Here is a 20,938-nt window from a genome sequence, read left to right on the forward strand (position 1 = left end):
TTGAATCTACGAAGGTTGCTGCCAAACCAGTCCCTCTTCGGCTATCCTTACGGCATATTTCCCGACAAAGGCCAGCTTGATGAAAAGACTCATTATCGGTATTTCCGGCGCCAGTGGCGCTATCTACGGCGTGCGCTTATTGCAGGTGCTGCGTGGTGTAGAAGAGGTGGAAACCCACTTGGTAATGAGCAACGCGGCACGCCAGACGCTGGCGTTGGAAACCTCTCTGAGCCTGCGTGACGTGCAGGCCTTGGCCGATGTGGTGCACGATGCGCGTGATATTGCCGCCAGTATTTCCTCCGGATCGTTCAAAACCATGGGGATGGTGATTTTGCCATGCTCAATCAAAACGTTATCTGGCATCGTCAACAGTTACAGCGATGGACTGCTGACTCGCGCTGCTGATGTGGTGCTCAAAGAGCGCCGGCCACTGGTGCTCTGCGTGCGTGAAACGCCGTTGCATCTGGGCCATCTGCGGCTGATGACCCAGGCAGCGGAGATGGGGGCGGTGATTATGCCGCCGGTACCGGCCTTCTACCATCGTCCGCAAACCGTTGATGATATTATCGATCAGACCGTTAATCGGGTTATCGACCAGTTTGACATCGAACTGCCGCAAGATCTCTTCACGCGTTGGCAAGGCGTTAATTAACTAATTCACCCTCAAATTTATACATTTGTGCAACATCGCACTGATTTAGTGCGATTGATGCATCATAATGATCCTGCTTCCCCATGCACTCTGTTTCAGTATCTTGCTGGTTTTCCGTGGCGAAGCCCGAGTTTGCCGTTCATTTTGTCGTTCATTGTCTCTGGGAAGAGGTTTGAACAGAGCGTGGCCGTTCCCCGCGCTCGCTAATGACAAAGTGGCATGATTACTGCAAATCCTGTGTGTGATGAAAGTAATGCCCGTAGTGGCATCGGCAAAAATATCCATTTGAGGGTAATTATGAAAAAGCTTGTTAAAGTTCTCCCTTTAGTTTTGGCTTTGAGCGCGGTTAGCAGTGCATTCGCCGCATTACCTTCCACGCTGAAAATCGGTACCGACCCCACCTATGCGCCGTTTGAGTCGAAAAATGCGCAGGGTCAACTGGTTGGCTTCGATATCGATCTGGCCACCGAACTGTGCAAACGCATAAATACCCAATGTACCTTTGTGGAAAGCGATTTTGACGCGCTGATCCCCTCCCTGAAAGCGAAGAAAATCGACGCTATCATCTCTTCTCTGTCCATTACCGAAAAACGTCAGCAGGAAATAGCCTTTACCGACAAGCTGTTTGCGGCCAACTCACGCCTGATCGCACCAAAAGGCTCCAAGATCCTGCCAACCGTCGATGCGCTGAAGGGCAAAAGCATCGGCGTATTGCAGGGTACCACCCAGGAAGCCTTTGCTAATGCCAATTGGCAGCCAAAAGGTGTGACCGTGGTGCCTTACCAGAATCAGGATCTGGTGTATGCCGATCTGGCTTCCGGGCGTATTGACGCAGCGTTTCAAGATGAAGTCGCTGCGAGCGAAGGGTTCCTGAAACAGCCTCCAGGCAAAGAGTACGCGTTTGCCGGTGAGTCGGTGAAGGACGATAAATTCTTTGGTGTCGGCACCGGTATGGGCCTGCGCAAGGATGAAACCGAGCTGAAAGCGGCGCTGGACAAAGCCTTTGCCGAAATGCGTAAAGACGGCACCTACGATAAGTTCGCGAAAAAATACTTCGACTTTGACGTTTACGGCGGCTAATTCCTGTCGGGTACACTCTATGACAACAGGCCCGGTTTTCCGGGCCTGTTCTGGTTGGAGTGTCATGACGTGCTCAATGACGACAGGGTGACGTAAATGCTACAAGGTTACTCCCAACTGATATTTGAGGGGGCTCTGGTGACGCTGGAGCTGGCCCTCAGCTCCGTATTGCTGGCGGTGGTGATTGGTTTGATCGGCGCTGGCGGTAAACTTTCGCAAAACCCTGTTATTTCCACGATCTTTGGTGCCTATACCACCTTGATCCGTGGCGTGCCGGACCTGGTGTTGATGCTGTTGATCTTCTACGGCCTGCAAATTGCCCTCAACAGCGTGACGGAGTTTATTGGCTTCTCACAGATTAATATCGATCCGCTGGGGGCGGGCATCATTACCCTGGGCTTTATTTACGGAGCCTATTTTACCGAAACCTTCCGGGGAGCCTACCTGGCGGTGCCTCGTGGTCAGATCGAGGCGGCTACCGCCTTCGGTTTTTCCAACGCGCAGATTTTCCGCCGCATTCTGTTTCCGGCCATGATGCGCTTTGCGTTACCCGGCATCGGCAACAACTGGCAGGTGATCCTCAAGGCGACGGCCTTGGTCTCCATTCTTGGACTCAACGATCTGGTAAAGGCCACACAGCTGGCAGGAAAGGGCACCTATCAACCTTTCTTCTATGCCATTGTCGCAGGCTTGGTGTATCTGTTGTTCACCACGATTTCCAACGGCGTATTGCTGTGGCTTGAGCGGCGTTATTCACTGGGCGTCAAAAGGGCCGAACTATGATCGATATCCTGCATCAGTATTGGCAGCAACTGCTGTGGACCGATGGCTATCGCTATACCGGTGTGGCGGTGACGCTGTGGCTGCTGATCTCCTCGGTGGTCATGGGCGGACTGCTGGCCATCCCGATGGCGGTAGCTCGGGTTTCTTCCACCCGTTGGGTACGCTACCCGGTGTGGCTGTATACCTATGTTTTCCGCGGTACGCCGCTGTACGTACAACTGTTGGTGTTTTATTCCGGTATGTACAGCCTGGAAATCGTGCGGGGTACCGAACTCCTCAACGCGTTTTTCCGCAGCGGATTAAACTGCACCATTTTGGCGCTAACGCTGAATACCTGTGCCTATACCACGGAGATTTTCGCCGGGGCCATTCGTTCGGTGCCGCATGGGGAAATTGAAGCGGCCAGGGCCTATGGGTTTTCCAGCTTTAAACTGTATCGCTGCATTATTTTGCCTTCGGCGCTGCGCTCTGCATTACCGATGTACAGCAATGAGGTCATTTTGATGCTGCATTCGACCGCGTTGGCCTTTACCGCCACGGTGCCGGATCTGTTGAAGGTTGCCCGCGATATCAACGCGGCGACCTACCAGCCGTTTTATGCCTTTGGCATTGCGGCCGTGCTGTATCTGATTATCTCCTATACGTTGATCAGCCTGTTCCGCAGGGCAGAAAAACGCTGGATGGCACACGTAACTCATCGATGAATGACGGGGATCTACCATGCCTGAACAAAAATTAGCCGTCACCGAACTGCACAAGCGTTATGGTGACCATGAAGTGCTGAAGGGGGTCTCCCTGGCGGCCAATGCGGGCGATGTGATTAGCATTATCGGTTCTTCCGGCTCCGGTAAAAGTACCTTTCTGCGTTGCATCAACTTCCTGGAAAAGCCTAGCGAAGGCTCCATCAGCCTGAACAATGAAGATATTCGTATGGTGCGCGACAAGGATGGCCAGTTAAGAGTCTTTGACAAGAAACAGCTGCAGCTGCTGCGTACCCGCCTGACCATGGTGTTCCAGCATTTCAACCTATGGAGCCACATGACGGTGCTGGAGAACGTGATGGAGGCCCCGATCCAGGTATTGGGGCTGAGCAAGGCCGAGGCGCGCGAACGTGCAGTGCGCTATCTGGATAAGGTCGGCATTGATGCGCGGGCGCAAATCAAATACCCGGTGCACCTCTCCGGCGGGCAACAGCAGCGTGTTTCCATTGCCCGGGCGTTGGCAATGGAGCCGGAGGTGCTGCTGTTTGATGAGCCGACGTCGGCGCTGGATCCTGAACTGGTGGGTGAAGTGCTACGCATTATGCAGAAATTGGCGGAAGAGGGGAAAACCATGGTGGTAGTGACGCACGAAATGGAGTTTGCGCGCCATGTCTCCAGCCACGTCATTTTCCTGCATCAGGGGTTGATTGAAGAGCAGGGGCCACCTGCGGAGTTGTTTGGTAAACCTAAGAGCCCGCGTTTGCAGCAGTTCCTTTCTGGTGCTCTGAAGTAACTATTTTCCCCCAACCCTATGGGAAGGGTTGGGGGTCAAGCCTGCTGATTGATCACATCATCCAACGCCTGTTCCAGCTCAAAGAAACGGAAAACAAACCCCGCCTCTTCCAACCTTCTCGGCACCGCCCGTTGTCCACCCAGTATCAACACAGCGGCTTCCCCCATCAGTAACCGCATGGCAAAGGCCGGTGCACGAAGAAACGCCGGGCGATCCAGCACCTTGGACAGAGTGGCGGTGAACTGTTCATTATGGACTGGATAAGGTGCCACCATATTGAAGGGTCCACGCAATGGAGGATTATCCAACAGGTAGATGATGGCATTGACCATATCGTCAATATGGATCCAGGGAAGATACTGGCGGCCATTGCCAATAGGCCCCCCTATGCCCATACGGAATGGTGGCAGCATCTTCGCCAACGCTCCCCCTTTGGGCGACAAAACAACGCCGGTACGCAGCAGGCAAACGCGCGTGTAGCTACTTTGTGCCCGAAGGGCCAGAGCCTCCCAGCGTTGGCACAGCTGGTGGGTAAATTCATCGTGCGGGGCCTCGTCTTCCGTTACCACCGCTTGGCCCTGATCGCCGTAATAACCGACCGCCGAGCCGGAAATCAGTACCGAAGGTGGCGTATGGCTGGCGGCAATCAGCGTGGCTAGTCGTTCGGTCAAATCCCAACGGCTGCGGCACAGCAGTTCTTTCTGCGCCTTGCTCCAGCGTTTGTCGGCAATTGGCTCACCTGCCAGGTTGATCACGGCATCAAAACCGTCCAGAGAGCGTTGTTCATCAAGCGAAGCCCAGTAGCTGAGCCGATCACCGAACTTATCCCGTGCCTTGGCGACGTTGCGCGTCAACAGGGTGAGCTCATGCGAAAGGTGCAGCAGTTGCCTGGTCAGGCTACTGCCGATCAACCCAGTTGCGCCGGTAATCAGGATCTTCATGGTCGGCCTCCCTGGTAGGGTGAGTGCTAAGCGGTTTCCCGTCGGTAACTCATGGTCATGGAAACCGAGTCGGCATAACGTAGGGCAAGCAATTTATCTATCTCTACTTCAGCATAGGTTACCCATGGATGTTGTTTCACTATGTCGAGCACATCCTGAGTTAATTTTTCCAGCAGCGCGAAGCGGTTGTCTTCGATATGGCGAATGATCGCCTTGGTGATGGTGCGATAGTTGAGTGCGTCGCTAATGTCTTCGCTGTTGCGCGCCTTGTCCGCCGGGTAGTGGATCGCCACGTTGATCAGAATGTCCTGACGGTTGTTGATTTCTTCTTCCTTGATACCGATGAAGGTGCGTAACCGCAGGTTTTTAATACGGATAATGGCATCGGGTTGCTGGCATGACATCAGAGATTCTCCGGAGGTCTGATTGTTTGTACTCAGAATACACGGAAAGTGAAGAAAAGATAATGTAGCCAGACGCTTAAAGAGAGCAACGCGGGGGAGATCACACCGGTTTCCCCTCTCCGATGTGTACACGATGCAAGAGAGGGGAGGAGGGCAGCGTTAGGCTTGTTCTGCCAATTTGTAGGCGCGTTCCGTAGCCGGGCGGTTGCGGATGCGTTCAAACCAGTTGCGCACCGCCGGATAATCTGCCAGATCGATGCGCTGGCGCGGATGAGACACTACCCAGGGATAAGTCGCAATATCGGCAATGCTGTAGTTGTCGCCGCCCAGATAAGGGTGCCGTTGCAATTCGGTTTCCAGCACGCCATACAGGCGTTTGGTTTCCTGCTGATAGCGTTCTATCGCGTAGGGGACGGGCTGCGGAGCATAGTGATTGAAGTGATGATTTTGCCCGAGCATCGGCCCAAATCCGGCGACCTGCCAAAATAACCATTGCAGCGTTGCTGCCCGTTCGCGAACCCCTTTGCTGAGCAGTTTGCCGGTTTTCTCTGCCAGATAGAGCAGGATCTCACCTGATTCAAACAGGCTGATGGGTGCCCCACCGTCAACGGGTTGTTGATCGACGATGGCCGGGATTTTGTTGTTGGGGGAGATGGCCAGAAACGCTGGTGTGAATTGATCGCCAGCACTGATATTTACGCGATGGATACGATAAGGTAAACCAACCTCCTCCAAAAGCAGGGTAATTTTGTGCCCATTGGGAGTCGGTGCGTAATACAGATCAATCATGTGATAATACTCCTTATAAAACATCAAGATAAGATGAGCATAGATCGGTTGGTTCGCTTGAGGCTATGCGAGCATCCGCTTGGGCTTTATCGAGCATGGCCCTATGGCGGATGCAGAGGATACGGATACAGCTTATACGATAGCGTGATGTTGGATCCAGGCTTTGGTCATGCGGGGACACCACGGATAGGGCATCAGGTCTTTCTCTGGAGAAGGTACTGCGCACGTCGATGCCATCACAATAGAGATCAGCAAGTGCGAACATATGATAACGTGTACTCTCGAACTAGTCCTCGTCGAATAGGGTGGGAGCAACAAGGGTGTGTGGGTATCTAGAGATGTAAATCCTGTGGCCTTTTACTGCAGATCTTTTTCATCGCCCGGTTTTTATAACAGTTGATGGTTTTTAGCCTGAGCTTGAGCTTTTTGGCTATCTCATCAGGCTGCGCACCACTGTAGATTTCGTTAATGATGATCAGCTCTCGGCCGGTCAGATACTGCCGGATCGTGGTTTCCTCTACCTCGCTATCAAATTCATCCTGCATCGTTTTACGAGGGAACATCGCTAGCAAGATATCCTCTAGGCAGGCATTTTTATCCAAAGTGATAAAATGGTTGTACATATCCGGGTTGGTCAGGCACAGGCTGTTTTCGTACATCAGGATGATCCTGGTATTCAGCGTACCTTGCTCCAGGGCGGTATAGAGCACGGAACAGGCACCGTAATAATTAATAAAGCCACAGCTGCAATCCAAAATAAGCAAATCACAGGCGCTATTTTTCAGCTCTGGTAGCGTATGAGCCTCAAATGTTTCTTTCTCGAAGGGTATTTCATACAACGCTATTTTATCGTGGGCAAACGTTCCTCTCTGTCTGAGCAGCGCGTGCAGACCCGTGGATAAATAGCGGTCATTACTCACCGTGTAGATATGAATATCAGCCATTGTTGATCATCCTAATCAGTAATAATCCTATCTGGTACGCGCTTTGGCGGATGAACTGCAATCTTGTTGATTGCGTATACGGTTTTTTGCCGACTTCTTGAAAATCAAGAGGAGCTTTTTACCGCACATCCGCAGCAGCCTGCACCCTCCATGTAGGGGGGAATCTTCCCTGTCAACTCGATGGAAATATCACAATGTGGGCAACAGGCGACATACTCGCAGCAAGCCATTAAATTTACTCATTCCATTGATTTATATTGATTATTTATATCACATAGGATAACAGAGTTGATTTTTATGATCAATAAAATAGATCGATTTAATAAAAACAATTGATTTTATCGATAGATTAACAATTACTTCAATAAAATCAAAAGATAAGATCAGGCTTTTAACTTCTTGGCAAAACCCAAATAAAATTCGGATTTATCCATATTTTATATATATCTGTTGTTTTTTATTAAAAATATGGATTGTTCGTGTTTCTCGTCTGCGGTCAGTTTGGCGGCAGGTATATTGATGGTGTGACAAGCGGGGCTGGTTAATTTTCTGCAAGAGAGGGGGAATTGCTACAGCTTATCGGATGCCAAATAAATGCTCCCGGCACGATGGCCGGGGCACATGAGATTACTTCAGAAAATCTTCACGTTGTGGAGTGAAGGTATCCAGTAAGGTTCCGGCCTCCAGGCACACGCAACCGTGTACCACGTCGGGCTTTTTGTACAGGGTATCTCCAGCACCCACTTCCTTGGTGACGCCATCGATGGTGAAGCTAAAACGGCCGGAGAGTACGTAGGTCAGTTGCTCGTGCGGGTGGCTGTGCAACGAGCCGATAGCACCTTGGCTAAAGTTGACCTCTACCGCCATCATGGTGCCACCGTGGGCGAGAATGCGGCGTGTAACGCCATTCCCTAAATCTTCTAGCGCACAATCCTGTTTGTAGATAAACATGGCTGTTCCTCAATAAAATATACCCGTCATCGTGAGCCTGTTGGGGAATGTCTGCAGGCTCGCCATCTGGGCAAAATGCCATCAAGCAAAGAGATCTTCCGGCAAGCGGGCCAGATACAGCGCAGGTTCACCCTCAAAATCCGAGGTGAAGAGCACTTGCCGGTTGTCCGGGGTAAAGGATGGGTGCGGATGCGTTACCTGACGATCGCCATTCAACACGCGCCATGAGCTGTTATGCGCTGCCAGGCGTGCCTGACGTTTTTGTTTCGCGTCGAACACGTAAAGCCACGGGTCGTTCTCAATGGTGTAGCCTTGAGAATCCTTGATATCGACCGGCGTAGCCGAACCGTCACCCACTAACAGGCTGCCGTCGTAGTTGCTCATCAGGTGCGAACAGGCTGGCATGGTCATCACGATCTCATCCTGCCCGGTTTGTGGATCGTAACGGCAGATGTTGCGCTCTTGCTGGCCTTTCAAATAAGAGACGTACATTAGAGCTGAACCGTCCGGCACCCAGAATTCGTGCGTACAGCTCTCGCCTGGGGCATGAGTTTTTACCTTACGCATATTGCTGCCGTCTTCGTTGATCAGCCACATGCGGGCATCTACCAGATCGTGTGGCCCTTCATGGCAGAAGGCGACGCAGTCGCTATGGTATGGGCGATAGATTGGGTGGCCCAACCAGATACGGTCTTCATAGATCACGCGTGATTCACCGCTGGCCAAATCGACACGCAGCAGGCGGCAATGCGGGTTTTTGGTGAAGAAGCTGTGGAAAATTTTCCAGTCGGTCAGAGGTTGCCAATCTTGGCGATCGATTTCGATGCCCACCAGGCTGGTGCATTCACTGTTGGCAACCCAGGTACCGTAGCCAACCCACTCTTCAGGTACGCGATACAGGGTTTGTTCATTGCAGTTGCTCAGCTCTACCCGGCGCAACTCACGCTCATTCTTCACGTAATACAGGAAACGATCGTCCGGAGATAAAAAACCGCCGAAGGTGTTGTCGCCCGGGCCTTCGGTCAACTGCACCGCTTGTTGCAGTTGCAGATCCAGCAGGTAGTAGTTGCGGTTACCGTCAAATTCACCAGCAAACAACAGTTTACTGCCGTCGTTGGTGAAACATTTCTGGTAGAAGTAGTTGCGGTGGCACAGCACTTCAGGCGGTGTCAGGCGGATGAGTTGTGCGCCGGTACCGGCATCGGTTGTACGATGGAAATTGAACTGGTGGATTGAACCTTTAGCCACGATAGCCTCCCTTAACCTTATCGATAAACCGCCGCTGTGCAGGCGATCCTTTAATTAAATAAAACATTGTTTCATAAATTTAGAAAAATGATATCAAAGTGACGAATAAGGCCAACCCGAACGGGTGATTTATGAGAGCTGCATCGCATAAATCGTTGCGCTTTGCCCGATTGGTGGCGGATCGCGGTTTTGCTCATAGCCAACCAGCGTGACGCCGTTGCATGCTCGCCATTATAGAAAAATAACGCATGGGCAATCCTTGATGCAGGGACTGCGGCCAGAGGCTGCCCGCGTTTTAAAGGTGATTAAATGAGATCCCCTTATTTTTTATGTGACTTTCATCACAACATTATAACTCGCCTAAAAGTATAAAACGTTATTCCTGTAAAAATGAAATTGCAGTTCATTATTTTGTTTGCGAGAAGAAACGATGACAACTAATGGTATTAACGCTCTGGGTAAGGGAAGAACGGTCAGGCTAGGGCATCAGCTGGCTTATGGCGGGGGGAACCTGCTGGGCAGCGGCGCGCTGGCGATCAGCGGTGCCTGGCTGCTCTATTTTTACACCACGTTCTGTGGGCTGACGCTGCTGGAGGCGTCATTCATCTTCTCGGTTGCGAGCGTCATCGATGCTATCAGCAACCCGGTGATGGGCTATCTGACCGATAACTTTGGCAATACCTGGCTCGGTAAGCGCTTTGGTCGGCGCCGTTTCTTCTTGCTGATTGGCGCGCCACTGATGGTCTTTTACCCGCTGCTGTGGGTCGAGGGCTTTGGTTTTTGGTACTACCTCGCCACCTACGTCATTTTCGAACTGATTTATACCTCGGTGATGGTGCCTTACGAGACGCTGGCGACCGAAATGACCGATGATTTCGCCATGCGCTCCAAGCTGACCGGCTATAAAGCGATTTTTGGCAAGATGGCCAACTTCCTGGCGGCGTTTATCCCAGGGCAATTTATTCTGCTCTACGGTAAAGAATCGGCCCAGCCTTTTCTGTATACCGGCATTACCTACGGCGTGATCCTGTTTATTGCCATCACCGTGCTGTATCTGTTCTCTTGGGAGCGAAAGGATGAAGCGATAGAGGTGGTCAAGCATAAGAAGTCGCTACTTAAAACGTTGGCTTCATTGGCGCGGGATATGCAATCGACCTTCTACCTGCGGGTATTTCGCAAGCATCTGGGCATGTATCTGTTCGGCTTCGGTGCGGAATGGCTGTTTGCCTCGGTATTCACCTATTTCGTGATCTTCGTGCTGCAATACGATCCCGCCATTCTGGCCGGATTGAACAGCCTGAATGCCATCTTACAGTTGATATCGACCGCCATCTTTATCGGCCTGTGCGTGAAAAAAGGCTTCAGTAAACCTTATTCCTGGGCGCTCGGCATCGTGATGTTTGCGGTCTGCTGTTACTCTCTGCTGCACTTCTTTAACTTGCCTGCGCATATTGCCACTGCTGCCATCATCGGCATCACCGTGATCTTTGGTCTGGGCACTGGCGGGGTGTATTACATTCCCTGGACGGTGTATACCTTCCTGGCGGACGTGGACGAAGTCTTTACCGGCCGCCGTCGTGAAGGAATTTATGCTGGTGCGATGACCTTCTCCGGCAAGATTATGCGTTCGATAATCGTCTTCACCATGGGGGCGATCCTCAGTGACTACGGCTTCCAGTCCAAGTCTCACACTCAGCCGGAAACTGCCATTACCGCGATCTCCTGGGTGTTTTTTGCTGGCGTGATCTTGTTGGCGCTGATGGCGATTGTCTTCAGCAGCCAAATGACGCTTAACCGCCAGACCCATCAGGTGGTGCTGTACGAAGTGGCCCGCATCAAGGCTGGCGGCAAGATCGGCGATATCAAACCCGAAGTTCGTCTGGTGATTGAGAAGCTGGTAGGGCTGCCCTACGAACAATGCTGGGGCAACAGTAAGATCTGCCAGAAGATGAACATCACTCCCGAAGTCTCTACCCCTGTGTATAAACCGGCCTAACGGGCCAGATCTCCCCAAAACCCAGTAATAGGATCTTCTCGCCAACACGGCGGGGGGATCCCTACCGATTAAAAACAAGGAAAGGGAAATGAAGATCGTACCTCTGTCGTTACTAATTGCTCTGGCCAGCGTGAGGGGAATCGGCTCGTCGCCTGCTTCTCGCATGACAACGTGGATGACGGCTTTGATCTGTTTAACAAGATTGAGGATGGCCCGAACGGCAAGGTGATCATCGAGAACAGCGTCGCGCTGCGCAATGTCAATAATGGTTTCAAACTGGGGGGCGAAGGGCTACCCGTGGCCCACCAGGTGATCAATAGCCTCGCCATTGAAAACGGCATGGATGGGTTTACCGACAACTTCAACCCTGGTGCACTGCAAGTGACTAACAATATGGCGATTGATAATCAGAGGGTTAACTACATTTTCCGCCCGGGTCCCTATACCACGCAGGAAAATCAGGGCGTATTCAGCGGCAACGTCTCGCTGCGCAGCAAGCCAGGAGAATATGCAGATGCGGTGGTGGGGAACATCGCCGACAACAATGCCTTTATGTTGTCAGCAGTGAAATGACCCTCCGTAGGAGCGCCGCATGTGATGAACCTGCGGCGTCGTTTTTGCCTCCGTGAAAACGGCATATACCACACAAACAAAAATTACTTTCATTTAAAATAAAACATTGTTTCAATTTTATTGATCGCGTCAGGGATAAGCGTTAGACTTGCGCCATCATGATGACAGGGGCGGGCAATATCGTTCCCTCTGTATGGCAGCAAGCTGCGACACTGGCGGGATTGCAATGCTATCCCCACTTTTGACAAGGGCCGCTGATGCCCTGAGTACTAAGGACAAGAGCATGATTCTCGATAATTTTTCATTACAGGGTAAAGTGGCGATTGTGACCGGTTGTGATACCGGACTGGGACAGGGGATGGCCATCGGGCTGGCTCAAGCGGGTTGTGATATTGTTGGCGTTAATGTGGTTGAGCCGGAAGAAACCATCGCCAAAGTCACCGCACTGGGGCGTCGTTTCCTGAGTCTGAAAGCCGACCTGAGCAAGCTGGAAGTGCTGCCTGAGCTGCTGGAGCGCGCAGTGGCCGAATTCGGTCATATTGATATTCTGGTCAATAACGCTGGCATCATTCGCCGTCAGGATGCGCTGCAATTTAGCGAAAAAGATTGGGATGACGTGATGAACCTGAACATCAAGACGGTGTTCTTCATGTCTCAGGCGGTGGCCCGCCAGTTTATTGCCCAAGGCACCGGCGGCAAGATCATCAATATCGCCTCCATGCTGTCTTATCAAGGGGGCATCCGTGTGCCTTCTTACACCGCGTCCAAGAGCGCCGTGATGGGTGTCACCCGTCTGTTGGCCAACGAATGGGCCAGCCACGGTATCAACGTGAACGCGTTGGCTCCTGGCTATATGGCGACGAACAATACTCGCCAACTGCGCGACGATCAGGCTCGTAGCGAGGAAATCCTCGAGCGTATCCCGGCTGGCCGTTGGGGCCTGCCAGAAGATCTGATGGGGCCGGTGGTATTCCTGGCTTCACCGGCTTCGGATTACATCAATGGCTACACCGTAGCGGTAGATGGCGGCTGGTTGGCTCGCTAACTAGACAAAGAATAACCGATTGATTTTATTTGCGGAGAGCAAAAGATGAATATTGCACTGATGATGGAAAACAGCCAGGCGGGTAAAAATGCGCTGGTTCTCGAACAATTGCAGGCGGTTGCGGCTGGCAATCATGATGCGGTGTTCAACGTGGGTATGAGCGATGAGCAGGATCACCATCTGACCTATATCCATTTAGGGATTATGGCCAGCATTCTGTTGAACGCCGAGGCGGTCGACTTTGTGGTCACCGGCTGCGGTACCGGGCAGGGCGCCTTGATGTCACTGAACATCCATCCTGGCGTAGTGTGCGGCTACTGTATCGATCCTGCGGATGCTTTCCTGTTCGCTCAGATCAACAACGGTAATGCGCTGTCCCTGCCGTTTGCCAAAGGTTTTGGCTGGGGTGCCGAGTTGAACGTGCGCTATATCTTTGAGAAGGCCTTTACCGGGCGTAAAGGTGAAGGTTATCCGGTAGAGCGTAAGGAACCTCAGGTTCGTAACGCCGGTATCCTCAATCAGGTTAAGCAGGCGGTGATCAAAGACAATTACCTTGATACGCTGCGGGCGATCGATCCGGAGCTGGTGAAGACTGCCGTTAGCGGCCCTCGCTTCCAGGAATGTCTGTTCTCCAACGGCAAAAAGCCGGAGATCGTGGCATTTGTCAAAGAACTGCTGGCCCGCGCCTGATGTTCTTCAGGTGGCCGAATATCGGCCACCTGTTTTACCCACCGCTTGTTGTCTAACCCAGCTACGTTAAAATGGTTTCATATTCCGCATCGAAGGAAAGATTATGAAGCTGATGTTCGCCTCGGACCTGCATGGTTCGCTCTCCGCTACCGACAAAGTCCTCGAATTGTTTACCCAAAGCCAGGCCGATTGGCTGATACTGTTGGGCGATTTGCTCAATCACGGTCCGCGCAATGCCTTGCCGGATAGCTATCAACCCGCGCAGGTAGCCGAACGATTGAATCATGTTAGTGACAAGATCGTTGCTGTTCGCGGTAATTGCGACAGTGAAGTCGATCAGATGCTGCTCTCCTTCCCGATGATGGCCTCTTACCAACATGTGCTATTGCCCAAAAGACGATTGTTTTTAACCCACGGGCACCTTTATCATCCCAACACACTGCCACCTTTAACGGGCGGAGACGTACTGGTGTATGGCCATACGCATTTACCCCAGGCACAAAGACAGGGGGAGATCTACTGCTTTAATCCAGGTTCGGTCAGCATCCCTAAAGGAGGTTTTCCGGCCAGCTATGGCATATTGGCAGATGACGTCTTGAGCGTGCTCGAGTTGCACAACGGCAAGGTTGTTGCAGAGGTGGCGTTAACGCACTAATTTTATAGACCCGGTAGCTCGAAAGTGGCAGCTATGGCTGTGGCTTGGTAGAGCAGGGACATATACCAAGAATAATTGAAGCATAACCCGTGCGCGGCATGTATCGCGCCCAAAATAGAAGGTTTTACAGGATGGCGGAACAGGATCAGGCTGCAGATACCGAGTGGGTTGATATCGTCAACGAGCAAAACGAAGTGATTGCTCAGTCCAGTCGTCAACAGATGCGTGCCCAAGGGCTGCGTCATCGTGCGACCTATATTGTGGTGCATGATGGAATGGGGAAAATTTTGGTGCAGCGGCGCACTGACACCAAAGATTTTTACCCGGGTTGGATGGATGCCACCGCAGGGGGAGTGGTACAAAGCGGGGAAAACGTGCTGGACTCCGCCCGCCGTGAGGCGGAAGAGGAACTGGGTATCGCCGGGATCCCGTTTGCCGAACATGGCCTGTTCTACTTTGAAGAGCAACAATGCCGTATTTGGGGGGCGTTGTTTAGCTGCGTCGCCAATGGCCCGTTTGCCCTGCAGGAAGAAGAAGTGGCTGAAGTGAGCTGGTTGACGCCAGAGGAGATCACCGCTCGCTGCGACGAGTTCACCCCCGATTCGCTGAAGGCATTATCACTGTGGCTGACGCGTAATAATGGCCAAGACTATGGTAAGCCGCTGCCGCGTGAAAGCAGAGCCAGCTCTGGTGAGGAAGACGCCTGATTTAACGCACGGCCTTGCTGCCCATAGAGCAGCAAGGCCGTCTGTTTTTCTCCCGCAGTTGGACTCTCCCGCTTGCCAACCACCTGAAATCACAAATGTAACCATCAATGACGACATTCAGACTTCCCCTCTCGACTCAAATCCGCTGATTCTATCTACCTACAATTGACTAACCGACCTTATCAACATTGCTATCCTTGGCGTCACAAATCCATCAAGAATAAATATCCTTGTTTATCATGTAATTATGTTTTGCGTGGTGCGTGGTTTTTATAATAATTTTTTTAAAATAAAAAAATCAAAACAACGTTTCTACTTTGCTCACACTTTTGCCATCCACTGAATGACGTTGGAAAAATTTCAGATATAATAATTTGAAATAGTGTTTCAGTTTGTTGGTTAGTAGATGCCGGGAGCCTCTGGGAGACCGAAAAATGGAATTATCCTACTGTAGCAAGCAACCCGACAGCATAGTAACAATGCGAGCATTGGCCGCTGATCACTGGCTGAGATTGGTCAGCGATCGCCTGAAAAAATTTATCGATTTATCACTACGGGGAGGATGCTGAACCTGGGCAGACTGCCGGGCTTGTCATTTCTATTGTTTAATCTTACTTAAATTTTACTTAACCAATTTCATTTCTTTTTCTATTTAAATGGCTATGGGTAACAACCATGAATGAAAACAGAATGCTGGGGTTAGCCTATATATCACCTTATATAATAGGGTTGATCATATTTACGGCGTTCCCCTTTGTGTCATCATTCTTGCTGAGCTTTACGGAATATGACTTGATGAATCCCCCGGTGTTTAACGGGGTGGAAAACTATCGTTATATGCTGATGGAAGACCATCTTTTTTGGAAATCGATGGGCGTCACCTTTGCATATGTGTTTCTGACCATCCCGTTAAAATTGGCGTTTGCGTTAGGTATCGCTTTTGTCCTTAATTTTAAACTGCGCGGCATCGGCTTTTTCCGTACGGCGTATTACGTTCCTTCTATCCTGGGCAGCAGCGTGGCTATCGCCGTGTTGTGGCGTGCTCTGTTTGCCATCGACGGGCTGCTAAATAGCTTTATCGGTGTTTTTGGTATGGATCCGGTCAACTGGCTGGGCGAACCTTCACTGGCATTAATGTCGGTCACGTTGCTGCGCGTATGGCAGTTCGGCTCCGCGATGGTGATCTTCCTGGCGGCGCTGCAAAACGTGCCACAGTCACAATATGAAGCGGCCATGATTGATGGTGCTTCCAAGTGGCAAATGTTTATGAAGGTCACGGTACCGCTGATCACGCCGGTGATTTTCTTCAACTTTATTATGCAGACCACGCAGGCTTTCCAGGAGTTTACGGCTCCGTATGTGATTACCGGGGGCGGGCCAACCCATTACACCTATCTGTTCTCACTGTATATCTACGATACCGCCTTTAAATATTTTGATATGGGTTACGGTGCCGCATTGGCGTGGATCCTGTTCCTGGTTGTGGCCCTGTTCGCCTCAATCGCCTTTAAATCATCGAAGTATTGGGTCTTCTACTCGGCAGACAAGGGTGGCAAAAATGGCTGACATGCAACAGAACCAATTACTCATGTCCAACGCGCAGGAAATGGCTGAGCGTGAAGTTCAGCGCACACTGCGCCGGGAAAAGATCAGCGCCGCTATTCGTTACGTCGTGCTGCTGCTGGTGGGATTATTGATGCTCTATCCGCTGGTGTGGATGTTCTCGGCATCGTTTAAACCCAACCAGGAGATCTTCACCACCCTGGGCCTGTGGCCAGAAAATGCGACCTCGGACGGTTTCGTTAACGGTTGGAAAACCGGTACGGAATATAACTTTGGTCACTACATGCTTAACACCTTTAAGTTTGTGATCCCCAAGGTGTTATTAACCATTATCTCTTCGACCATTGTGGCCTACGGTTTTGCCCGCTTTGAAATTCCGTGGAAGAAATTCTGGTTTGCCACGCTGATCACCACCATGTTGCTGCCAAGCACGGTGTTACTGATCCCGCAATACATCATGTTCCGTGAAATGGGCATGCTGGATAGCTATCTGCCGCTCTATTTACCGCTGGCATTTGCGACCCAAGGGTTCTTCGTCTTTATGTTGATCCAGTTTCTGCGCGGTGTGCCACGGGATATGGAAGAGGCGGCCCAGATTGATGGTTGTAACTCGTTCCAGGTGCTGTGGTATGTGGTGGTGCCAATCCTGAAACCGGCGATTATCTCCGTCGCCCTGTTCCAGTTTATGTGGTCGATGAATGACTTTATTGGCCCGTTGATCTACGTCTACAGCGTTGATAAGTACCCGATTGCGCTGGCGTTGAAAATGTCTATCGACGTGACAGAAGGTGCGCCGTGGAACGAAATCCTGGCTATGGCAAGCATCTCTATTCTGCCGTCCATCATCGTGTTCTTCCTGGCCCAACGCTACTTTGTGCAGGGCGTTACCAGCAGCGGAATTAAAGGTTAATTGAGGATCTATCATGGCTGAAGTCATTTTTAACAATCTGCAGAAAGTGTACAGCAACGGTTATAAGGCGGTGCATGGCATCAATCTGACCATTGCCGATGGCGAGTTCATGGTGATTGTCGGCCCTTCCGGCTGTGCCAAATCGACCACGCTGCGGATGCTGGCAGGGCTGGAAACTATTAGCGGCGGCGAAGTGCGCATTGGCGACCGCGTGGTGAATAACCTGGCCCCTAAATCCCGTGGTATTGCCATGGTGTTTCAGAACTATGCGCTGTATCCGCATATGACGGTGAAAGATAATTTGGCCTTTGGTTTGAAGCTGAGCAAGCTGCCTAAAGAGCAGATTGAAGAGCAGGTTAACGAAGCCGCCAAGATCCTGGAGCTGGAAGAGCTGTTGGATCGCTTGCCACGCCAACTCTCCGGTGGGCAGGCGCAGCGTGTGGCCGTTGGCCGCGCGATAGTGAAAAAACCAGACGTGTTCCTGTTCGATGAGCCATTGTCTAACCTGGATGCCAAGCTGCGTGCGTCAATGCGTATCCGTATTTCCGATTTGCACAAGCAGCTGAAAAAGAGCGGCAAGCCAGCGACCACCGTCTACGTCACCCACGATCAGACCGAAGCCATGACCATGGGCGACCGTATCTGCGTGATGAAGCTGGGGCATATCATGCAGGTGGATACGCCAGACAATCTGTACCACTTCCCGAAAAACATGTTTGTCGCCGGCTTTATCGGGGCGCCAGAAATGAACATCAAGCCGAGCAAGCTGGTAGGGCAGGACGGCAAAATCGGCCTCACCGTCGGTAATTACACCCTGACCCTCAGCCAGTATCAGCAGGATAAGGTCGCCAGCTTTGTCGGGCAGGACGTGTTCTTTGGCGTGCGGCCGGAGTTTGTGTCGATTTCAGAGTCACCGTTTGAGGGCAACCACTCTGAAGGGGAGCTGGTTCGCGTCGAGAATATGGGCCATGAGTTCTTTGTTTACCTGAAGGTGAATGATTTTGAACTGACCTGCCGTATTCCTTCCGATGACGTCAAACCGATCCTGAAAAATGGGCTGCATCGTCCGATTTACTTCAAATTCGATATGGATAAATGCCACATTTTTGATGCGAAAACGGAAAAGAATATTTCTCTTTAACAGGAGTGGTCAATAATGAAAAAAATAGTCTTACGTACTCTGGTAGCCTCGTCCATGGCGATATTTGCCCATCAGGCTCTTGCCGCTGAACAGGTTGACCTACGTATGTCCTGGTGGGGAGGCAATGGCCGTCATCAGGTTACGTTGAAAGCGATTGAAGCGTTCGAGAAGCAGAACCCGAATATCAAGGTGAAATCAGAATATACCGGCTGGGACGGTCACCTTTCACGCCTGACCACCCAAATCGCCGGGGGCACCGAGCCGGATGTGATGCAAACCAACTGGAATTGGCTGCCGATATTTTCAAAAACCGGCACCGGGTTCTATGACCTGAACAAGGTGAGTGAGTATCTGGAACTGACTCAGTTTGATCCCAAAGAGCTGCAAACCACCACGATTGACGGCAAGCTGAACGGTATCCCGATCTCAGTGACCGCACGCGTTTTCTATTATAACGATGTCACCTGGAAAGACGCGGGCGTGCAATATCCCAATAACTGGGATGAATTGCTCGCCACCGGTAAAACCTTCAACGAAAAACTGGGCGAGAAATATTATCCGGTGGTGTTGGAGCACCAGGATACCTTTGCGTTGTTACGCTCATATATGATCCAGAAACATAACGTCGATATTATCGACGAGTCTAAGAAAAAGTTTGCTTACACCGAAGCGCAGTGGGTCGATTTCTTCCAGATGTATAAAGACATGGTGGATAGCCACGTCATGCCGTCATCGAAATACTATGCCTCGTTCGGCAAAAGCAATATGTATGAGATGAAACCCTGGATTGCGGGGGAGTGGGGCGGAACCTATATGTGGAACTCCACCATCAACAAATATTCCGACAACCTGAAGGCACCGGCCCAGCTTGAACTGGGGCCATACCCGATGCTACCAGGGGCCAAGGATGCCGGATTGTTCTTCAAACCGTCGCAAATGTTCTCGATTGGTAAAAGCAGCAAGCATCCAAAAGAAGCGGCAATGTTGATTAACTTCCTGTTAAACAGCAAGGAAGGTGTTGAGGCGCTGAAGCTGGAGCGTGGCGTACCGTTAAGTCAAGCTGCTGTCACTCAGTTGCGCGAAAGTGGAGCGATCCAGGATAGCGATCCGGCGGTTTCCGGGTTGAAGCTGGCGTTGTCACTACCACATGCCATCAGCGCTTCGCCATATTTTGACGACCCGCAGATCGTGGTGCTGTTCCAGGATGCCATTCAGAATATCGATTATGGTAAGAAAACGGTGCAGGAAGTGGCGGCAGATTTCCAGCGCCAGGGCGACCGTATTCTGAAACGCGCCATGAGATAAGGTCAATTTCTATCATATTTAAATAGCTGTTGGTCATAGTGATACAACTGGGAGCTATGCAGAACGCCGACACGCCGTGAACCCGTCCCTGGGGGCTCGTATCGCGCATCCATGCGCTCAACGGTCGGCTAACCTGCATAGCACCCATCTGTCAGAGGCTTAAGGTGGCGCGGTATTACAAACGGCTATTTATGTTGGGTAATCTTTATTCATCAAAAAAGATAAAGTTTGTTTTAAGTTATATGTTCGCTATTTCCGTTTTTGAGTAATAAGTATTTCAAAAAACACTATAACCCCCTTAATTAGAGCGGGGATGTCTTTTCTATAATTAAATGATAAGGGTAGTAATAATGAAATTTAAATTATTGACTCTGGTGTTAGCCTCTGTAGCAAACTTTAGTGCAATGGCCATGTCGCTTGATTTGCGCCATGAATGGCAGGACACAGCCAAAGGCGACCATAAAAATCGTATGTTGGTATCGCATCGCTTCGATAACGGTCTGGGGTTCTCTCTGGAAGCAAAATGGCGTCAGGACTCTTCAGATTCGACACCTGATAAACCTTTCCACGAGCAGGTCAGTAATGGGACAGAAGCCGTCGTCAGCTATCAGCATAAATTTGATGCGATCACCTTGCAACCAGGGTTCTCGCTAGAGTCCAACAGTAATAATAACGGCTATCGTCCTTACCTGCGTGCGCAGTATAACCTGACCAAAGACCTTTATGTGGCGGGTAGATATCGCTACGAATATAAGCGCACCACTTCAAAAGGTTCGGAGGGTGATGAGAAAACCAACCGTGGCGATTTTTGGTTAGGTTATAACTTCTATAAAGACTGGTCAGCCGAATATAACTACGTGTATAAGAGCAGCAACAAGGTTATTTTTGACGATGGCAAAACCGATTACGAACATAACGTCAAGCTGGCTTACAAGTGGGATAAAAACTGGAAGCCTTATGTTGAAGTTGGCAACGTGAAGCAAGATAGCAAAAGCGATAACCGTCAGACGCGCTACCGTGTCGGGATAAACTATAGCTGGTAAGGGTTGCCAAGATACCGGGGATGC

The 20,938-nt window shown here is 51.0% G+C and carries 21 protein-coding genes and 1 pseudogene; 16 read left to right on the forward strand and 6 right to left on the reverse strand.

Annotated features, from left to right (window positions below):
* The first annotated feature begins 79 nt into the window (after positions 1 to 79).
* From KAJ71_RS02440 to hisP, 5 genes are all read left to right on the forward strand, one after another.
* The gene (locus KAJ71_RS02440; protein WP_024530661.1) at positions 80 to 652 is read left to right on the forward strand and encodes a UbiX family flavin prenyltransferase; all 573 of its coding nucleotides are present in this window, start codon (positions 80 to 82) and stop codon (positions 650 to 652) included.
* Positions 653 to 949: 297 nt separating this feature from the next.
* Positions 950 to 1,732 carry a histidine ABC transporter substrate-binding protein HisJ gene (hisJ, locus tag KAJ71_RS02445; RefSeq protein WP_248944232.1) on the forward strand — a complete coding sequence of 261 codons (783 nt, stop codon included), beginning with the start codon at positions 950 to 952 and terminating at the stop codon, positions 1,730 to 1,732.
* Positions 1,733 to 1,828: 96 nt separating this feature from the next.
* A complete protein-coding gene (locus KAJ71_RS02450; protein WP_046808387.1) occupies positions 1,829 to 2,515 on the forward strand; it encodes a histidine ABC transporter permease HisQ in 687 nt (228 codons plus the stop codon).
* On the forward strand, positions 2,512 to 3,219 hold the full coding sequence (locus tag KAJ71_RS02455; protein ID WP_248944233.1) for an ABC transporter permease: 708 nt from the start codon (positions 2,512 to 2,514) through the stop codon (positions 3,217 to 3,219). The genes KAJ71_RS02450 and KAJ71_RS02455 overlap by 4 nt, the downstream gene beginning before the upstream one ends.
* Before the next feature lie 16 nt (positions 3,220 to 3,235).
* A complete protein-coding gene (gene hisP, locus KAJ71_RS02460) occupies positions 3,236 to 4,009 on the forward strand; it encodes a histidine ABC transporter ATP-binding protein HisP (protein WP_248944234.1) in 774 nt (257 codons plus the stop codon).
* A 35-nt stretch (positions 4,010 to 4,044) separates the two neighbouring features.
* On the opposite strand, the gene KAJ71_RS02465 is transcribed toward hisP, so the two are convergent.
* The 6 genes from KAJ71_RS02465 to KAJ71_RS02490 form a co-directional block, all read right to left on the reverse strand.
* On the reverse strand, positions 4,045 to 4,950 hold the full coding sequence (locus KAJ71_RS02465; protein WP_248944235.1) for a TIGR01777 family oxidoreductase: 906 nt from the start codon (positions 4,948 to 4,950) through the stop codon (positions 4,045 to 4,047).
* A 26-nt stretch (positions 4,951 to 4,976) separates the two neighbouring features.
* A complete protein-coding gene (gene folX, locus KAJ71_RS02470; RefSeq protein ID WP_248944236.1) occupies positions 4,977 to 5,354 on the reverse strand; it encodes a dihydroneopterin triphosphate 2'-epimerase in 378 nt (125 codons plus the stop codon).
* 159 nt (positions 5,355 to 5,513) lie between these two features.
* Positions 5,514 to 6,143 (reverse strand): GSH-dependent disulfide bond oxidoreductase, encoded by a 630-nt coding sequence (gene yfcG / locus KAJ71_RS02475; RefSeq protein ID WP_248944237.1) that lies wholly within the window; start codon positions 6,141 to 6,143, stop codon positions 5,514 to 5,516.
* Positions 6,144 to 6,475: 332 nt separating this feature from the next.
* The gene (locus KAJ71_RS02480; protein ID WP_248944238.1) at positions 6,476 to 7,087 is read right to left on the reverse strand and encodes a LuxR C-terminal-related transcriptional regulator; all 612 of its coding nucleotides are present in this window, start codon (positions 7,085 to 7,087) and stop codon (positions 6,476 to 6,478) included.
* 627 nt (positions 7,088 to 7,714) lie between these two features.
* Positions 7,715 to 8,038 carry a cupin domain-containing protein gene (locus KAJ71_RS02485; protein ID WP_248944239.1) on the reverse strand — a complete coding sequence of 108 codons (324 nt, stop codon included), beginning with the start codon at positions 8,036 to 8,038 and terminating at the stop codon, positions 7,715 to 7,717.
* An 81-nt stretch (positions 8,039 to 8,119) separates the two neighbouring features.
* Positions 8,120 to 9,286, reverse strand: coding sequence for an oligogalacturonate lyase family protein (locus KAJ71_RS02490; protein ID WP_248944240.1), 1,167 nt, complete (start codon positions 9,284 to 9,286; stop codon positions 8,120 to 8,122).
* Positions 9,287 to 9,716: 430 nt separating this feature from the next.
* On the opposite strand from KAJ71_RS02490, the gene KAJ71_RS02495 reads away from it, so the two are divergent.
* The 11 genes and pseudogenes from KAJ71_RS02495 to KAJ71_RS02545 all read left to right on the forward strand — a co-directional run bounded on the left by KAJ71_RS02495 (position 9,717) and on the right by KAJ71_RS02545 (position 20,914).
* Positions 9,717 to 11,282 (forward strand): MFS transporter, encoded by a 1,566-nt coding sequence (locus KAJ71_RS02495; RefSeq protein ID WP_248944241.1) that lies wholly within the window; start codon positions 9,717 to 9,719, stop codon positions 11,280 to 11,282.
* A 78-nt stretch (positions 11,283 to 11,360) separates the two neighbouring features.
* Positions 11,361 to 11,855 (forward strand): annotated as a pseudogene (locus KAJ71_RS02500) (right-handed parallel beta-helix repeat-containing protein); the annotation flags it as partial.
* A gap of 283 nt (positions 11,856 to 12,138) precedes the next feature.
* Positions 12,139 to 12,900 (forward strand): 2-dehydro-3-deoxy-D-gluconate 5-dehydrogenase KduD, encoded by a 762-nt coding sequence (kduD, locus tag KAJ71_RS02505; RefSeq protein ID WP_065683085.1) that lies wholly within the window; start codon positions 12,139 to 12,141, stop codon positions 12,898 to 12,900.
* Positions 12,901 to 12,945: 45 nt separating this feature from the next.
* Entirely contained in the window at positions 12,946 to 13,590 is a 645-nt protein-coding gene (locus tag KAJ71_RS02510) for an RpiB/LacA/LacB family sugar-phosphate isomerase (protein WP_021178550.1), read from the forward strand.
* Positions 13,591 to 13,693: 103 nt separating this feature from the next.
* Positions 13,694 to 14,245, forward strand: a complete 552-nt coding sequence (gene yfcE / locus KAJ71_RS02515; protein ID WP_248944242.1) for a phosphodiesterase — start codon at positions 13,694 to 13,696, stop codon at positions 14,243 to 14,245.
* Positions 14,246 to 14,376: 131 nt separating this feature from the next.
* Positions 14,377 to 14,952, forward strand: a complete 576-nt coding sequence (gene yfcD, locus KAJ71_RS02520) for an NUDIX hydrolase YfcD (protein ID WP_248944243.1) — start codon at positions 14,377 to 14,379, stop codon at positions 14,950 to 14,952.
* 675 nt (positions 14,953 to 15,627) lie between these two features.
* On the forward strand, positions 15,628 to 16,518 hold the full coding sequence (locus KAJ71_RS02525; protein ID WP_024530676.1) for a carbohydrate ABC transporter permease: 891 nt from the start codon (positions 15,628 to 15,630) through the stop codon (positions 16,516 to 16,518).
* Positions 16,511 to 17,425 carry a carbohydrate ABC transporter permease gene (locus KAJ71_RS02530; protein ID WP_248944244.1) on the forward strand — a complete coding sequence of 305 codons (915 nt, stop codon included), beginning with the start codon at positions 16,511 to 16,513 and terminating at the stop codon, positions 17,423 to 17,425. Before KAJ71_RS02525 ends, KAJ71_RS02530 begins: the two co-directional genes overlap by 8 nt.
* Positions 17,426 to 17,438: 13 nt before the next feature.
* Positions 17,439 to 18,566, forward strand: coding sequence for an ABC transporter ATP-binding protein (locus KAJ71_RS02535; protein WP_248944245.1), 1,128 nt, complete (start codon positions 17,439 to 17,441; stop codon positions 18,564 to 18,566).
* A gap of 15 nt (positions 18,567 to 18,581) precedes the next feature.
* The gene (locus tag KAJ71_RS02540) at positions 18,582 to 19,871 is read left to right on the forward strand and encodes an ABC transporter substrate-binding protein (RefSeq protein WP_248944246.1); all 1,290 of its coding nucleotides are present in this window, start codon (positions 18,582 to 18,584) and stop codon (positions 19,869 to 19,871) included.
* A gap of 350 nt (positions 19,872 to 20,221) precedes the next feature.
* Positions 20,222 to 20,914: an oligogalacturonate-specific porin KdgM family protein gene (locus KAJ71_RS02545; protein WP_248944247.1), complete on the forward strand. Its 693-nt coding sequence runs from the start codon at positions 20,222 to 20,224 to the stop codon at positions 20,912 to 20,914.
* Positions 20,915 to 20,938 lie beyond the last annotated feature (24 nt).

It is taken from the genome of Serratia silvae, assembly GCF_023282985.1.
In the GTDB taxonomy this organism is placed as follows: Bacteria; Pseudomonadota; Gammaproteobacteria; order Enterobacterales; family Enterobacteriaceae; genus Chania; species Chania silvae.

Excerpts from the sequence above, each read along its gene's own strand:
- KAJ71_RS02440 (WP_024530661.1), top strand. The coding sequence starts at position 80 with ATGAAAAGACTCATTATCGGTATTTCCGGCGCCAGTGGCGCTATCTAC.
- hisJ (WP_248944232.1), top strand. The coding sequence starts at position 950 with ATGAAAAAGCTTGTTAAAGTTCTCCCTTTAGTTTTGGCTTTGAGCGCG.
- KAJ71_RS02450 (WP_046808387.1), top strand. The coding sequence starts at position 1,829 with ATGCTACAAGGTTACTCCCAACTGATATTTGAGGGGGCTCTGGTGACG.
- KAJ71_RS02455 (WP_248944233.1), top strand. The coding sequence starts at position 2,512 with ATGATCGATATCCTGCATCAGTATTGGCAGCAACTGCTGTGGACCGAT.
- hisP (WP_248944234.1), top strand. The coding sequence starts at position 3,236 with ATGCCTGAACAAAAATTAGCCGTCACCGAACTGCACAAGCGTTATGGT.
- KAJ71_RS02465 (WP_248944235.1), bottom strand. The coding sequence starts at position 4,950 with ATGAAGATCCTGATTACCGGCGCAACTGGGTTGATCGGCAGTAGCCTG.
- folX (WP_248944236.1), bottom strand. The coding sequence starts at position 5,354 with ATGTCATGCCAGCAACCCGATGCCATTATCCGTATTAAAAACCTGCGG.
- yfcG (WP_248944237.1), bottom strand. The coding sequence starts at position 6,143 with ATGATTGATCTGTATTACGCACCGACTCCCAATGGGCACAAAATTACC.
- KAJ71_RS02480 (WP_248944238.1), bottom strand. The coding sequence starts at position 7,087 with ATGGCTGATATTCATATCTACACGGTGAGTAATGACCGCTATTTATCC.
- KAJ71_RS02485 (WP_248944239.1), bottom strand. The coding sequence starts at position 8,038 with ATGTTTATCTACAAACAGGATTGTGCGCTAGAAGATTTAGGGAATGGC.
- KAJ71_RS02495 (WP_248944241.1), top strand. The coding sequence starts at position 9,717 with ATGACAACTAATGGTATTAACGCTCTGGGTAAGGGAAGAACGGTCAGG.
- kduD (WP_065683085.1), top strand. The coding sequence starts at position 12,139 with ATGATTCTCGATAATTTTTCATTACAGGGTAAAGTGGCGATTGTGACC.
- KAJ71_RS02510 (WP_021178550.1), top strand. The coding sequence starts at position 12,946 with ATGAATATTGCACTGATGATGGAAAACAGCCAGGCGGGTAAAAATGCG.
- yfcE (WP_248944242.1), top strand. The coding sequence starts at position 13,694 with ATGAAGCTGATGTTCGCCTCGGACCTGCATGGTTCGCTCTCCGCTACC.
- yfcD (WP_248944243.1), top strand. The coding sequence starts at position 14,377 with ATGGCGGAACAGGATCAGGCTGCAGATACCGAGTGGGTTGATATCGTC.
- KAJ71_RS02525 (WP_024530676.1), top strand. The coding sequence starts at position 15,628 with ATGAATGAAAACAGAATGCTGGGGTTAGCCTATATATCACCTTATATA.
- KAJ71_RS02530 (WP_248944244.1), top strand. The coding sequence starts at position 16,511 with ATGGCTGACATGCAACAGAACCAATTACTCATGTCCAACGCGCAGGAA.
- KAJ71_RS02535 (WP_248944245.1), top strand. The coding sequence starts at position 17,439 with ATGGCTGAAGTCATTTTTAACAATCTGCAGAAAGTGTACAGCAACGGT.
- KAJ71_RS02540 (WP_248944246.1), top strand. The coding sequence starts at position 18,582 with ATGAAAAAAATAGTCTTACGTACTCTGGTAGCCTCGTCCATGGCGATA.
- KAJ71_RS02545 (WP_248944247.1), top strand. The coding sequence starts at position 20,222 with ATGAAATTTAAATTATTGACTCTGGTGTTAGCCTCTGTAGCAAACTTT.